The following is a 14400-nucleotide window of genomic DNA, read 5'->3' as shown; positions in this document are numbered from 1 at the left end:
GGCGCCTTCCGGTTAGAGCGTGACGACGTTTCGCACCCTGGGGGTTGAAAGCGGGTGGCCCGGCAGAGCCACCCGCTTTCGGAGGGAACTTACAGCTTGTAGCTTACGGTCAGATAGAAATCGCGGCCATAGCGCTGGTAATCGATCACCTGGCGCGGATCGTTGTTCTGGTAGGTGATGAACGGACGATCGGTGAGGTTCTTGGCCTGGAACATGACAGCCAGACCCGCCAGCGACGAACCGGGCTGGAATTCATACCCGATCTGCGCATCGAGAATGCCTTCCGACTTGGCCGTGCGATAGGTGGGATTGGCCGAAAGACCCGCCACTTCCGCCAGGAAGCTGGAGCGGAAGCGATAGTTCGCCCGCGCCTGGAACCCGGCCTTTTCATAATAGACCGAGGCATTGGCCACCCACTTGGAGAGGCCCGGCAGCGTGATCGGATCGTCCGGGTTCTTGGCAAAGACGATGCGGCTGTCGGTATAGCTGACCGAGCCGAACACGCCGAAGCCATCGAGCACCGGGGTGAACATGCCGAACGGCAGCGAAGCCGTCGCTTCGGCGCCCTTGACCGTGCCCTTGCCGGTGTTGCCCGGCGCCGTCACCGGCCCGATCGTGGTGGCGATCTGGTCGCGGATCGCGGCCGGCAGGCTGGCGACGACCGACTTGAAATCATAGGCGTAGGAGTTGTTGGGATCGACGAAGTCGGTCAGGCGCTTGTAATAGAGCGCTGCCGACACATAGCCGCCCTTGGCGAAGTAGTGCTCGGCCGACAGGTCGAGATTGGCCGACTTGTAGGGACGCAGCGCTGCGTTACCGCCGTTCGAGCTGAAGAACGGACGCGTCGGATCGGTGGAGCCGATGTTGGTCGGGTTGATCGAGAATTCCTGGTTCACGCGTTCCTGGTCAAGCCGCGGGCGCACCATGGTGAGCGAGCCGGCGAGCTTGAGGTAGGTGGCCGGGGCCAGTTCCAGCGCGAAGTTGGCGCTGGGCAGCACGTTCCAGTACTTGGCGCCGCCGGTGGCGGGCGTCACGATCACCGCGCCGGTGGTGCTGTCGAAGTTCGAGAGCGACCCCTTGCTGCTCTGGTCGGTGTAGATGCCCTGAACGCCGATGGTGCCCGACAGGCGCTTGCCGCCCACGTCGCCATCCAGCTTGATCATGGCATAGCCGGTCCAGACCTTTTCCGTCACCGAGTTGTCGCGCACCAGCGAGACCGGGCGGTTGTCGTACACCGAGTTGTACGCGTTGTTGTAGAGGTACATCGGATCGAGCGCGAGCATGCGCGGCACGCCGAGGTAGGCGAGCGGAACCGTGCCGATGACGGCGGCCTGCGGGATGGGCGCGAACGTGGTGGTGCCGCTGCCCGGCGTGCAACCGGTGCCGCCGCCCTTGGGGCACAGGAAGTACGAGGTGAACGCCGAGGTCTTCTTGCGATAGCTGTAGTTGGCGCCCACTTCCCAGCCCTTGAGCAACCCGCCCGAGGCGAATTCGCCATCCAGGCTGGCACGCAGCGAGGCCAGATCGTCCTTGAAGCTGGGCTTGTTGAGGAAGCCGGCCTGGACCACGGCGGTGGTGCCGTTGTAGCCCCAGCCGCGCGGATCGGTGATGCCGAAATTCGCCGCGTTGCCATAGTCGAGCGTGGGCACGATATCGAACGTGCCGTTGCTGTTCTGGGTGATGTGCAGCGTGTCGCGCGCGCCACCGGTGATATAGCCGGTGCCCGAATAGTTTTCGAGCAGGAAGTCGGTGCGCTTGGCGTGGCTGTAGCTGGCATCGACCGTCAGGTGCATCGTGTCGGACAGGCCGAACACGTTGTTCCAGCCGATCGACAGGTTGTCGGCCTTGCGCTGGTTATAGTCGTTGCGCATCACCGCCTTGACGTTGGTGATCGTGGCATCGGTGACGAAGCCGTTCTTCACCGTGTAGCCCGGCTGGATCGTGGTGGTGTCACCGCCGCCCAGGCCCGACCAATCGGGGAAGATCGGGAATTCGATCCCGCGCAGGTGCTGCGTTTCCTTGAAGTGCGAATAGAGCACGTCGAGCGTGGAGTGCCAGTTGTCGTTGGGCTGGTATTCCAGCGTGGCGACCGCGCCATAGCGGTTGAGCAGGTTGGACTGCACATAGGGCTTGGCGCCGCCCAGCATCAGGGTCTTGCCATCGGACAGCGTGGGGAAGCCCCAGGCGTTGTAGCGTTCGTCCTGCGACGGGGCCGAGGTGGCCGAAACGCCGATGGCGATGCCGAAGGTGTCGTCGGCGAACTTGTCCACATACGTGGCCGAAGCGCGATAGCCATAGCGCTGGCCATCAGGGTTGAGCTTCTTCATGCCGTTCATCTGGCCGCGCAGCTGCACAGCGATGACGCGGCCGGCCTGGGCGAGCGGACGCAGCATGCGCAGATCGACCGTGCCGGAAATGCCCGCCGCGATCAGCGAAGGATCGGCGGCCTTGTGGACGACCACGTTCTTGAAGAATTCCGACGGGTACTGATCGTATTCGACGCCGCGGTTATCGCCCACGGTCACCTGTTCGCGGCCGTTGAGCAGCGTGGTGGAGAAATCCGGGCCAAGGCCACGGATCGACAGGCGCTGGTCGCGCCCTTCCAGTCGCTGCGCGGTCACGCCGGGCAGGCGGGCGAGCGAGTCCGCAATCGAGACGTCGGGCAGCTTGCCGATGTCTTCGGCCGAAACCGCTTCGACGATGGCGATCGAATTGCGCTTGATCGAGGCCGAGGCATTGAGCGAGGCGCGGATACCCGAAACCACGATGGCGCCCTGTTCGGGAGTGGCATCTGCGGTTGCCTGCGGCGCCGTCGCGGGTGCCGCTTCCTGAGCGAGAGCCGGGCTGCTGCCGGCCAGAACGGTCGCCAGCGCGACCAGCGAGCAGCGCAAGCCGCCCGCAGAAACTGCGTGATGTGCCATGATACCTTCCACTCCCCCAGCCGGCACTCTTACCGGCCACGAACCTTGTTGGCGGGCCCATCGCCATTTGGGCGATCGGCATATGCGCGATACCCGCCAGGTTCATCCATCCCGCTGGGCGGCATGTGTGACACCTGGTTCCACCGGATCTCGCTTGTTTACAAACTACGCCCAAGCAAGGCCGGAGCGAATAAGGCATACGTATACCATGCATTCCGGCATATTTCGCTTATGCGAAAAAATGTCTTTTTTTCCATATGTATAGATTTGAAGATCATGCCATTGGCAGGGCATATGCTCACGCGTTGTTGCATAAATTAGAAATTATGCATAATGTGCGCGGTAACAATCCGGGGTGGGAGAGCACGCCATGGGGCGCAAGCCTTCGAACAAGCCGACCAGTTTCGAAATCGCCTACCTGGCCGGGGTTTCGCAGCCCACCGTCAGCCGGGCGCTGCGCGGCAGCAAATCGGTGAGCAAGGCCACGCGCGAAAAGATCGAGGCGATCGCCCGCCAGCTCAATTACACGGTGGACAAGAACGCCTCTTCGTTGCGCACGCAGCGCTCCAACACCCTGGCGCTGCTGTTTTTCGAAGATCCCACGCCCGATGAATCCAACATCAACCCGTTCTTCCTTTCGATGCTGGGCTCGATCACCCGGCATTGCGCGGCCAAGGGGCTGGACCTGCTGGTCTCGTTCCAGAAACTGGAGGACGACTGGCACCGCCGCTATCAGGAAAGCCACCGCGCCGACGGGCTGATCCTGCTGGGTTATGGCGACTATACCCTCTATGAAAGCCGCCTGCGCCAACTGGTGAAGGCCGGCACCCATTTCGTGCGCTGGGGTTCGGTTGACCAGGGCACGATCGGCGCCACGGTGGGATCGGACAATTTCGGTGCCGGGCGGCTGGCGGGCGAGCACCTGATCGCGCGGGGCCGCCGGCGCATCGCATTCCTGGGCCAGGCCGACAGCCATTATCCCGAATTCGAACAACGCCATGCAGGCCTGCTGCGCGCGCTGGCGGCAGCGGGCTTGTCGCAAGACCCGGCGCTGGTGGTCGATGCGATCAGTTCGGAAGAATCCGGCCATGGCGCGGCGCGCACGCTGCTCTCGCGCGGGGTGGCGTTCGATGCCATCTTTGCCGCCAGCGACCTGATCGCCATCGGCGCGCAGCGCGTGCTGGCCGATGCCGGGCTGGCCGTACCCGGCGACGTGGCGATCGTGGGGTTTGACGATATTCCCGCCGCGGGCTTTGCCAATCCCCCGCTCACCACCGTGGTGCAGGACATCCGCCTGGCAGGGGAAGCCCTGGTGGAATCGGTACTTGCGCAAATCGAGGAGCGCATTCCGCCGCCCGCCGTGCTGCCCACCCGGCTGGTGGTGCGGGCGAGCAGCGGGGGGTAGCATTGCTGCCAGCGCGAGGGTTCCACCCCCTGGCCAACGCATAGCATTCGTATGCATCTCGCTCCTGCGGTCGCTCTGGCGCATCGCGGCAGGCGGGAAATGAAGAGAGGACGCCATGAGCACCGCTGCGTTTGGGGCACAAAAACCCCCACAGACATTCTGGGGGCTGTGGAACACCAGCTTCGGCTTTTTCGGCATCCAATTGGCCTTTGCCCTGCAGAACGCCAACGTCAGCCGTATTTTCCAGGCGCTGGGCAGCAAGGTGGACGATCTGGCATTCCTGTGGATCGCGGGGCCGGTCACGGGCCTGGTGGTGCAGCCGCTGATCGGGCACTGGTCGGATCGCACCTGGGGCAAATTCGGCCGGCGGCGGCCCTATTTCGTGGCCGGCGCGGTTCTGGCGGCGCTGGCGCTGCTGGGCCTGCCCAACACGCCGCTGCTGATCCTGGCCGCGCTGTTCCTCTGGTTGCTCGACGCTTCGCTCAACGTGGCGATGGAACCGTTTCGCGCCTTTGTGGGCGACATGACGCCGCCGCATCAGCGCGCCCAGGGCTTTGCCCTGCAAACCTGGTTCATCGGTGCGGGCGCGGTGCTGGGCAGCCTGGCGCCGGCTGCGTTCAAGGCAATGGGCATTGCCAATACCGCACCCGAAGGGGTGATCCCACCCTCGGTGCGCTATAGTTTCTACCTCGGCGCCTTTGCCATGGTGGCGGCAGTGGCGTGGACCGCGCTGCGCGTGCGCGAATACAGCCCGGCGCAGATGGCCGCCTTTGCCGAAGAGCCGGAAACCGAGGCCAGCCATGGGCCGCTGGTCTATCCCGCGCGCGGGCCGCTGTGGATCATCGGCGGGGCGGTGCTGCTCGGCCTGGTCTTGGCGCTGGGCCTCGACAAGCAGTTGCTGGTGCTGGGCGGCGGGTTGGTGGCGTTCGGCGTGTTGCAGGTGGTGGTGCGGGCATTGGGCAGCACCGGCGCGCTGGCCCATGTGGTAAGCGACCTGGCGCAGATGCCGCGCGCGATGCGGCAATTGGCCCTGGCGCAGTTCTTCACCTGGGTCGCGCTGTTCATCCTGTGGATCTACACCACGCCGGTGGTCACGCGCGAAGTGTTCCATGCCACAGACACCAGTGGCGCAGCCTATAACGCCGGGGCCGACTGGGTGGGCGTGATGTTCGCCTTTTACAATGGCGTTGCGGCACTGGCGGCGTTTGCCCTGCCGGTGCTGGCGCGGCGGATCGGCAATGTGCGCACGCATATGGTGGGGCTGGGCGCCGGGGCGCTGGCCTTCGTGCTGCTGCTGGTGATCCGCGATGCCACACTGCTGCTGGTGCCGATGGCCCTGGTGGGCGTGGCCTGGGCTTCCATTCTGGGCATGCCCTATGTGATCCTCACCCGGGTGCTGCCCCCGCGCAAGTTCGGCATCTATATCGGGTTGTTCAACTTGTTCATCGTGATCCCGCAGCTCATCGTCGCGACGGCCATGGGCGGGGTGATGCGCAGCTTTTTTCCTGACGAGCCGAAGTGGACGATGCTGGTGGCGGCGCTTGTCATGGCTGGCGCGGTGGTGGCCATGGCGCGGGTGGAAGAGACCGATTGATCAACTGTGCAGCGCCGCCTCCAGCGGCGTTGCCAGCCGCTGGTGATCGCCCCAGTTGGTGGCAATCGCGCGCGCGGCATCGGGTCTCACCAGCACTTGCGCGGTCCACAGGTTGTTGCTGCCATCGTGCCACAAGGTGCCATCGGGGCGCACGACCCAACCCAGCGCATAGCTGCCGCCGAACGGCGGGGTGTGCAGCCGCTGCCAGGTTTGCGGCCGCAACAGTGGCGCGCGGGTGCGGTGGGCCTCAAGGAACGCGATCATCGCGGCGATGGGCGCGTGCAGCCTTGCGGCGGGCCCCGCAACGGCGGGATTGTCGGTCGGTGGTACGCCCGGCGGGTGGGGCACGCCGGCTTCACCGGGCCACCAGGCATGGCCCACCGGCTGGTCCAGCAGGCCCGGCGTGCCCGGTGCGCCAAAGCCCGCCCCGGCCATGCCAAGCGGCGCGAACAGGCGCTGGGCCACCAGCGTTTCCCAGGGCTGGCCGCAGGCCGCCTCAAGCATCGCGGCCGCAGCCACATAATTGCGGTTGGAATAGATGAAGCGTGTGCCGGGCGCGGCCTCGGGCGCGCGGGCGAGAGTCATGCGGGTCAGGGCCAGGCGGCTGGCGCGCGGATCGGCTTCCTCTGCCGGAAAGGCATCCATTTCGCCATCGCTGTCCAACCGGGGAAAGCCGCTGGTATGGGACAGCAGGTGCAAGAGCGTAACGCCCTGCCAGGCCGGTGCATCGTGCCAGGCCAGGCGTGCCAGCAGCGGCTCGTCCCAGGCAAGCTCACCCGCTTCCACCGCCAGGGCAATCAGCGTGGCAGTCACCGGCTTGGTGACGGAGCCCCAGTGCCAGGCATCGCCTTGTGCGACAGGCGCCGTAGCGCCGATCATGCGCAGGCCGGCGCAGGTTTCACCCCCCGTGGCGCCTTCGCGCCAACCGGCAGCCAGCGCGGGAACCCCCAGGCGGCGGCGCAGCCGGCCAGCGGCCGCCGTATCGCGCGGAAAGGACAGCGACGCCGCGCGCGCCAGGCCCGCCCACGGCAATCCAGCCAACAGGCCGAGCATGCCGCGCCTTGCCATGATCATGCCCTATCCAAGGGCATAGCCGTTCCACGCCTTGATCGGGCGGATCACGAAGCTGGTGTGCATCGCGCTGACCCCGGGCAGGCGGGCCAGGCAATCGCGGTGTAGCCGGTCGTAATCGGCCATGTCGCGCGCGCCGATGCGCAGGCGATAATCACCCGTGCCCGAGATGAGATAACATTCAAGGATTTCAGTCGAATCCAGCGCAGCGCGTTCGAACCGTTCCATCGCTTCGCGGCTCTGGCTTTCCAAGGTGATGTCGATCAGGGCATGCAGGTTGAGCCCGATCTTGCCCGCGTCAACCCGTGCGCCATAGCCCGTGATCGTGCCGTTTTCTTCCAGCGCGCGCATCCGCCGGTGGCAGGCAGAGCTGGAAAGCCCCACCCGATCGGCCAGTTGTGCCAGCGAACTTTGCGAATCTGCCTGCAGTGCAGCCAGCAACTTGCGATCTATGCGGTCCATCCCTGCCGTTTAGCGCGAAAACTTGGCGTTTGAAGCCTGATTCGCGGGAAACTTTGGCTCAATTTGGGGCTCAATCTGGATCAACGCGAATAATCCGCCGGCGGCGGGCCGTGGCGGGTGCTGCGCGCGGCCATCAGGGCGATCGCCGCGTCCAGGGTTTCGCCATCGATCGCCCCATCGACGAGGATGGTTTCGCCCGTGGTGTTGTTGCGCACGGCAACGGCCGGCGTGCCTTGCACCGTGGCGCGTTCGGCGGCGTCGCCTTCGGCCGCCAGGCGCCCCAGGGTATCGTCGCTGCGCAGGCAGGCGTCGAGCTTGGCCGCGTCGGCGGCGCCATCCTGCCGGGCGAGCGCGACCACCGCGCCGCGGCCGCGATCGGTGCTATTGCCAGGCAGGCCGCGGCCATTGCCGCCGGTGCGGGCAAAGTAATCGCCCAGGAAACGGTAATAGGCCGCCGACCCGCCCTGATCGGCCACGCACAGCGCCGCCATGCCGCCCAGCACGGCGGCCGCACCGTGGAACGGCAGGGGCAGCATGCGAATGGCCAGGTTGGCCTGGCCCTTGGCCCGCGAAATGGCCGCGTCGGGCACGCCGGAAAACTGCTTGCAATAGGGGCATTCGGGATCGGACCAGACCACCACGCTCACGGGCGCCTGGACCGGGCCCGAGACGCGATCTTGCGCCAGCAGCGCACCCACATCGGGAACGGTGCGCCACGGGGCCGGGATATCGGGCAATTGGGCCGGCGCGGCCAGTGCCTGGGCGGCCATAGGGCCCATCGCCGAGACCGTGATCGTTGCCGCCAGGGCCATAGCCCGGAACCATGCGCGCATTGCTGTTCCTTGTCCTTACGCTTGCGTGTGCGTGCTCTTGCCCAATCCGGGGCAGGCGGCAAGCCCGCTTTGCCGCGCCCGTGCTTTTTGCATTTCGCCCTGGCTGGCTGTAGGGCAGCTGAATATATCCCGCCAAATACAGCGCATCCGTTGTGGAGTTGCCATGGGCCGCCTTGTTCTGCGTTTTCTTGCCGTGATCGCCGCTCTGGCCACGAGCGCCGCGCCCGCCGCCGCACAGGGCCTGGGCAAGGGGCCGCTGGTGCTGGCCGCAGCCAGCCTGCAGGAAGCGATGAACGCCGCGGCCGATCGCTGGTCGGCGTTGGGCCATGCACGGCCGGTGGTATCGTTCGCGGCCTCTTCGGCGCTGGCGCGACAGATCGAGGCCCATGCTCCGGCCGACCTGTTCGTGTCGGCCGATGAAGACTGGATGGACGATGTTGCGCATGCCGGTCTCCTGGCACCGCGCACGCGTGCGCGGCTGGTGACCAACGCGCTGGTGATCGTGGCTCCGGCGGGCAGCGCCTTGCGGCTCTATCCCGCGCCTGGTTTCCCGCTGGCGCGCGCGCTGGGCGGGGGCAAGCTGGCGATGGGCGATCCCGATGCCGTGCCGGCCGGCCGCTATGGCAAGGCGGCGCTGGAACGGCTGGGGGTGTGGAGCCAGGTTCAGGGACAAGTGGCGCGGGCCGAAAACGTGCGTGCCGCGCTGGCCCTGATCGCCCATGGCGCCGCGCCGCTGGGCATCGTCTATGCCACCGATGCGCGGGCCGAACCGGGCGTGCGGGTGGTGGGGGTGTTTCCCGCCGGCAGCCATGCGCCGATCACCTATCCGCTGGCCCGGCTGGCCAGTTCCACCCATCCCGATGCCGAAGGTTTTCGTCGCTTCCTGCTGTCTGGGCAGGGCAAGGCGATTTTCCGTCGCTTCGGCTTTGTGGCACACTGACGGGCATGCTGCTTTCGGCACAGGAATGGGGCGTGGTGGCGCTGTCGGCCAAAGTCAGCGGCGTTGCCATCCTGGGCGTTCTGCCCATCGCCTTTGCCCTGGCCTGGGCGCTGGCGCGTGGGCGGTTTCGCGGGCGCCTGGTGCTCGATGCGGTGGTGCACCTGCCGCTGGTCTTGCCGCCGGTGGTGATCGGCTGGATGCTGCTGGTGGCATTTGCGCCGGCCGGCCCGATGGGTGGCTGGCTGTGGCGCACGTTTGGCGTGACCCTGCTGTTCCGCTGGACCGGCGCGGCACTGGCTGCCGCGATCATGGCCCTGCCGTTGATGGTGCGGGCCATCCGCCTGTCGCTTGAAGCGGTCGATCCCCGGCTGGAGCAGGCCGCGCGCACCCTGGGCGCCGGGCCATGGGCCACATTCCGCCAGGTGACCTTGCCGCTCTGCGCGCCGGGCATGCTCGCCGGTGCGGTGCTGGGCTTTGCGCGCTCGCTGGGCGAATTCGGCGCCACGATCACGTTCGTGTCCAACATTCCGGGGGAAACCCAGACGCTGCCGCTGGCGATCTATGCCGCGTTGCAGGTGCCCGGCGGCGAAGCCACGGTCTGGCGCCTGGCCGTGGTGGCGGTGGTGCTGTCGCTGCTGGCGCTGGTCGGCTCGGAATGGCTGGCGCGGCGCCAGGGGGGCGTTGGCTTGCAGGGGGGCAGGGGCGCGCATGTCCTTTGATATCGACATCGTGCTGGCGCGCGGTGGCCGCGAATTTGCCGTGCGCGTGGCCGGCGGGCCCGGCATTACCGCGCTGGTTGGCCCGTCAGGGCAGGGCAAGACCAGCACGCTCGATGCCGTCGCCGGCCTGTTGCGCCCGCGTTCGGGCCGCATCGCCGTGGATGGCGCCGTCCTGTTCGATGCCGCCAGCGGGATCGACCTGCCCCCCCAGGTCCGCGCCGCTGGCTATGTCTTTCAGGACTTGCGCCTGTTCCCGCACCTGTCCGTGCGGGACAACCTGCTGTTCGGCTGGCGCCACGCCCCGGCCGAACGCCGCACGCTGACGCTGGAGGAAGTGACCGGCTTCCTCGACATCACGCCTTTGCTCGGCCGGCGCCCGCACACGTTGTCGGGCGGGGAAGCGCAGCGCGTGGCGATCGGCCGGGCGCTGCTGTCGGCCCCGCGTTTCCTGTTGATGGACGAACCGCTGACCGCGCTCGATCCGGCGCGGCGCGAAGGGGTGATTGCCCTGATCGCGCGCATCCGCGATGCCTTTGCCCTGCCGGTCCTGCTGGTATCGCACCAGCAGCAGGATGTGGCGCGGCTGGCTGATGCGGTGGTGGAAATTTAGCGGGCCTGAATCCTGGCGAACGAGTTGAGATGCAGGCCGATTCTCCCCTCCTCTTCAGAGGAGGGCCGGGGGTGGTGCGAAGCCTCGCGCAAGGGTTCCACCACCCCCCGACCCCCTCCTCTGAAGAGGAGGGGGAGTTAGAAGGGCTTCCGTTCGGGCTGAGCCTGTCGAAGCCCTCGCGCGGCCACCGCTAGATTTCCAACTGGCTGCCCAGTTCGATCACGCGGTTGGTGGGCAGGCGGAAGAACTGCATCGGGCTTTCCGAATTGCGCACCATCCAAGCAAACAGCTTTTCCCGCCAGATCGCCATACCCGGCCGCTTTGACGCGATCAGGGTTTGCCGCGCCAGGAAATAGCTGGTTTCCATCGGCTTGAACGGTCCGCCTGCGCGGGTTTCCGCGGCCAGTTCGGCGGGAATGTCCGCCTCGTCCATAAAGCCGCTGTTGATGATCATCCGATAGAAGCCGTGGCCCATGTCTTCCACGTCGCGCCGCTTGTGATCGGGCACGTGGGGCACGCCGGCGGTAATCACGGTCAGGATCACCACGCGTTCGTGCAGGATGTGGTTGTGCTTCAAGTTGTGCAGCAGCGCGGGCGGGATGCCTTCGACGGTCGACGCCATGAACACCGCCGTGCCTTTGACCCGGCGCACGCGCTCGCACACCGAACCCAGGAACAGGTCGAACGGCATGGCGTCTTCGGCCAGGCGCTCGCGCAGGATGCGCCGCCCGGTGGCCCAGGTGGTGAGCGCGGTGAACGTGATCGCCGCCACCAGCAGCGGGAACCAGCCGCCATCGGGAATCTTGGTGGCGTTCGAGGCGAAATAGGCGCCGTCGATCACCAGGAACGTGCCGGTGACGAGGCCCGCCACCAGCGGGTGCCACTTCCACACGGCAAAGGTCAGCACGCCGAGCATGCAGGCGGTGATGAACATCGTACCGGTCACGGCAATGCCATAGGCCGAGGCCAGGTTGCTCGACGTGCGAAACGCCAGCACCAGCAGGATGACCATCGCCAGCAAGACCCAGTTCACCAGCGGAACATAGACCTGTCCGGCCGCGCTGGCACTGGTGTGCAGGATGCGGATGCGTGGCAGGAAGCCAAGCTGCACCGCCTGCTGCGAAACCGAGAACGCGCCCGAGATCACCGCCTGGCTGGCGATGACCGTGGCCAGGGTGGCCAGGATCACCAGCGGCAGGCGCGCCCAATCCGGGGCCATCAGGAAGAACGGATTTTCCACCATGGCCGGGTTGCGCAAGAGCAGGGCCGATTGGCCGGCATAGTTGATCAGCAGGCAGGGAAACGCCACCCACAGCCACGCGACCATGATCGCGCGACGGCCGAAGTGGCCCATGTCGGCATAGAGCGCTTCGGCCCCGGTCACCGCCAGCACGACGGAACCCAGCGCCAGGAACGCCAGCAGGGGATCGAGCGTGAAGAATTTCACCGCATACCAGGGGTTCACCGCCAGCAGGATTTCCGGCGCACGGGCAATGCCGTTGAGGCCAAGCAGCGCGATGACCAGGAAATAGACCAGCATCACCGGGCCAAACAACTTGCCCACCGCCGCCGTGCCGCGCGACTGGATGGCGAACAGGCCGATGAGAATGGCGATCGAAATCGGCAGGACCACGTCGGCAAAGGCGGGGTGCACCACGGTGAGCCCTTCCACCGCCGAAAGCACCGAAACCGCCGGTGTGATGATGGCGTCGCCATAGAACAGGGCCGTGGCGACGATGCCCAGGATCGCGGTGAACGCCGTCCACCGGCCCGGCTTGAGTTGCCGGCCGATCAGCGCGAGCAGCGCCAGGCTGCCCCCTTCGCCCTTGTTGTCGGCGCGCAGGATCACGAAGACATACTTGACCGTGACGATCAGCGTCATGGTCCAGAACATCAGGGAGAGCACGCCGAAGATATGATCGGCATCCACCGCCAGGCGATGGTGCCCGATGAAGCTTTCCTTCAGCGAATAGAGCGGCGAGGTGCCGATATCGCCGAACACCACGCCGATGGCGCCCACGGCCAGGGGCACGAGGCCCTGTGGCGGGTGGCCATCATGTGTTCCGGGCGAAGCGCTGGCAGGCGCATGATCGGTGGCAGCGGACGCACTGGCGGCCGCGGAATCGGGCGCCGCCGAAAGGGGTATGGCAGTCATGGCGGCGCCGCTACGCCCCGGCGTGACCGGGCGCGACGAAATTTATGCATTCTTTACGCCGCTTCACGCCTTCTTTGTCGTGAGGCCGCGACCGGGTGCGACAGCCTGGCCTCTCGACAGCAGGGGCACTGGTGCGGCATCCCATGGCTATGACCCTTGCTCACGCCCACCGCATTGCGCCTCCGACCGGCACTGCCGAGGGCGATGGGCTGCTTGCCGGCCTCCTGGCCACGGCCGCGCTGATCGGCCTTGCCACATTGATGGGGCTGACGCTGCTGGCGCGGGGCGACATTGCCGATATCGGGCTGCTCTATCTGGTGCCGGTGATGTTTGCCGCTATTCGCCTGGGATTGCGGCCCGGGCTGGCGGCGGGCGTGCTGTCGTCCTTGTGCTACAACTACTTCTTTATTCCGCCCCGCTTCACCATGGCGGTGGCCGATCCATCGCACCTGATCACGCTGGTCATCCTGCTGGGCGTGGCGCTGGTGGGCAGCCACATGGCCGCGCGCCTGCGCCAGCAGGCAATGCTGGCCCAGGCGCAGGCCGGGCGCGACGCCTTGCTGGCCGGCTTTGCCGGACGATTGATGGGCGTGATCCGGCGCGACGCGCTGTGGACCTTGCTGGCCAGCGAAGTGGCGCATCTGTTCGGCCTGCGCGTGCTGGTGGCAGCGCCCGATGCGCAGGGCATCGTGGAACTGGTGGCGGCACGCCCTGCGCATGACCGGCTCGATCTTCTCGAAGCGGCGGCGGCGCAGTGGTGCCTGGACAGTGGGCGCTCTGCCGGGCCGGGCGGGCTGGTGCCCACCGCATCGGAATGGCTGTTCCTGCCCGTGCCGGGCAGCCATGGCCCCTTGGCCGTGGTGGGCGTGGGCGATCCTGATGCCGATCTGCCCTTGCAAGGCGCGCAGGCGCCCTTGCTGGAAAGCCTGTTGGCGCAGACCGGGCTGGCCCTGGCGCGGATCGGCCTGGAAGAGGAAAAGCTGGCGCTGGGCCGCGTGCAAGAACGCGAACGCCTGCGCAGTGCCTTGCTGTCCTCGATCGGGCATGATCTGCGCACGCCACTGACCACCGTGCTCGGCACCCTGCGCGCGCTGCGTCCTCTGGACCACGAACAGGCCGTGGCCCTGGCCAGCGCGCGGAGCGAGGCAGAGCGGCTCGACCGGTTTGTTGCCAACCTGATCGAGATGGTGCGGATGGAAACCGGTGCCTTGCGCCGCGAGCCCGAGCCGGTGGACCTGGCCGAAGCCTGCGATGCCGCGCTCGATCACCTGGCCCCGGCCGGTTTGGCGCGCCAGGTGGACCTGGCCGTGCCTGAGGACTTGCCGCTGGTGCTGGCCGATCCGCGCCTGTTGCACCATTGCCTGATCAACCTGATCGACAACGCTGCCCGCCATGGCGGCGGCGGCGCGATCCGCGTAGAGGCCCTGGCCGACGGGCAGGGCGGGGTGGAACTGGCCGTGTGTGACAATGGGCCCGGCGTTACGCCTGGCGAGGAGGAGCGAATTTTCGGGATGTTCACCAGGCTGGAAGGGTCTGATCGGCAGGGCGGCACTGGCCTGGGTCTCGCGATCGTTAAGGGCTTTGCCGAAGCCATGGGGCTGGCGGTGACGGCGGCCAATCGCCCAGACGGCGGCGCCCGCTTTGCCCTGCATGTGCCGTCCGCGCTGGTTCGCGCGGTGGAGGCGTAAGG

11 protein-coding genes are annotated in these 14400 nt (G+C 66.8%); 6 read left to right on the top strand and 5 right to left on the bottom strand.

Annotated elements, in window-relative coordinates:
• Window positions 1-89: 89 nt before the first annotated feature.
• Window positions 90-2921, bottom strand: a complete 2832-nt coding sequence (locus R9J51_RS18080; protein WP_168556896.1) for a TonB-dependent receptor — start codon at window positions 2919-2921, stop codon at window positions 90-92.
• Window positions 2922-3291: 370 nt separating this feature from the next.
• On the opposite strand from R9J51_RS18080, the gene R9J51_RS18075 reads away from it, so the two are divergent.
• Both R9J51_RS18075 and R9J51_RS18070 read left to right on the top strand, forming a co-directional pair.
• Entirely contained in the window at window positions 3292-4326 is a 1035-nt protein-coding gene (locus R9J51_RS18075) for a LacI family DNA-binding transcriptional regulator (RefSeq protein ID WP_168556897.1), read from the top strand.
• 115 nt (window positions 4327-4441) lie between these two features.
• Window positions 4442-5920 carry an MFS transporter gene (locus tag R9J51_RS18070; protein ID WP_168556898.1) on the top strand — a complete coding sequence of 493 codons (1479 nt, stop codon included), beginning with the start codon at window positions 4442-4444 and terminating at the stop codon, window positions 5918-5920.
• On the opposite strand, the gene R9J51_RS18065 is transcribed toward R9J51_RS18070, so the two are convergent.
• From R9J51_RS18065 to R9J51_RS18055, 3 genes are all read right to left on the bottom strand, one after another.
• Window positions 5921-6994 carry a serine hydrolase domain-containing protein gene (locus tag R9J51_RS18065; RefSeq protein ID WP_179505293.1) on the bottom strand — a complete coding sequence of 358 codons (1074 nt, stop codon included), beginning with the start codon at window positions 6992-6994 and terminating at the stop codon, window positions 5921-5923.
• Between the two features lie 3 nt (window positions 6995-6997).
• Window positions 6998-7453: an Lrp/AsnC family transcriptional regulator gene (locus R9J51_RS18060; protein WP_168556900.1), complete on the bottom strand. Its 456-nt coding sequence runs from the start codon at window positions 7451-7453 to the stop codon at window positions 6998-7000.
• Between the two features lie 80 nt (window positions 7454-7533).
• Window positions 7534-8286, bottom strand: a complete 753-nt coding sequence (locus R9J51_RS18055) for a thioredoxin domain-containing protein (RefSeq protein WP_179505292.1) — start codon at window positions 8284-8286, stop codon at window positions 7534-7536.
• Window positions 8287-8449: 163 nt separating this feature from the next.
• Between R9J51_RS18055 and modA the strand changes: the two genes are divergently transcribed.
• The 3 genes from modA to R9J51_RS18040 are packed head-to-tail and all read left to right on the top strand — an operon-like array spanning window position 8450 to window position 10555.
• Window positions 8450-9226, top strand: coding sequence for a molybdate ABC transporter substrate-binding protein (modA, locus tag R9J51_RS18050; protein WP_179505291.1), 777 nt, complete (start codon window positions 8450-8452; stop codon window positions 9224-9226).
• Between the two features lie 5 nt (window positions 9227-9231).
• On the top strand, window positions 9232-9945 hold the full coding sequence (gene modB, locus R9J51_RS18045; protein WP_179505290.1) for a molybdate ABC transporter permease subunit: 714 nt from the start codon (window positions 9232-9234) through the stop codon (window positions 9943-9945).
• The gene (locus R9J51_RS18040) at window positions 9935-10555 is read left to right on the top strand and encodes an ATP-binding cassette domain-containing protein (RefSeq protein ID WP_179505289.1); all 621 of its coding nucleotides are present in this window, start codon (window positions 9935-9937) and stop codon (window positions 10553-10555) included. Before modB ends, R9J51_RS18040 begins: the two co-directional genes overlap by 11 nt.
• A gap of 190 nt (window positions 10556-10745) precedes the next feature.
• Here the strand turns inward: R9J51_RS18040 and R9J51_RS18035 are convergent, their stop codons facing one another.
• Window positions 10746-12710, bottom strand: coding sequence for a potassium transporter Kup (locus R9J51_RS18035; RefSeq protein ID WP_179505288.1), 1965 nt, complete (start codon window positions 12708-12710; stop codon window positions 10746-10748).
• 143 nt (window positions 12711-12853) lie between these two features.
• Here R9J51_RS18035 and R9J51_RS18030 point away from each other — a divergent pair, with 143 nt between their 5' ends.
• Complete coding sequence (locus tag R9J51_RS18030) at window positions 12854-14398, top strand: sensor histidine kinase (protein WP_432787646.1); 1545 nt, start codon at window positions 12854-12856, stop codon at window positions 14396-14398.
• The last annotated feature ends 2 nt before the right edge of the window (window positions 14399-14400 follow it).

It is taken from the genome of Novosphingobium rhizosphaerae (assembly GCF_050920675.1).
GTDB lineage: Bacteria > Pseudomonadota > Alphaproteobacteria > Sphingomonadales > Sphingomonadaceae > Novosphingobium > Novosphingobium rhizosphaerae.
The sequence above is the reverse complement of the archived record's forward strand: the minus strand, read 5'-3'. Positions and strand labels throughout refer to the sequence as shown.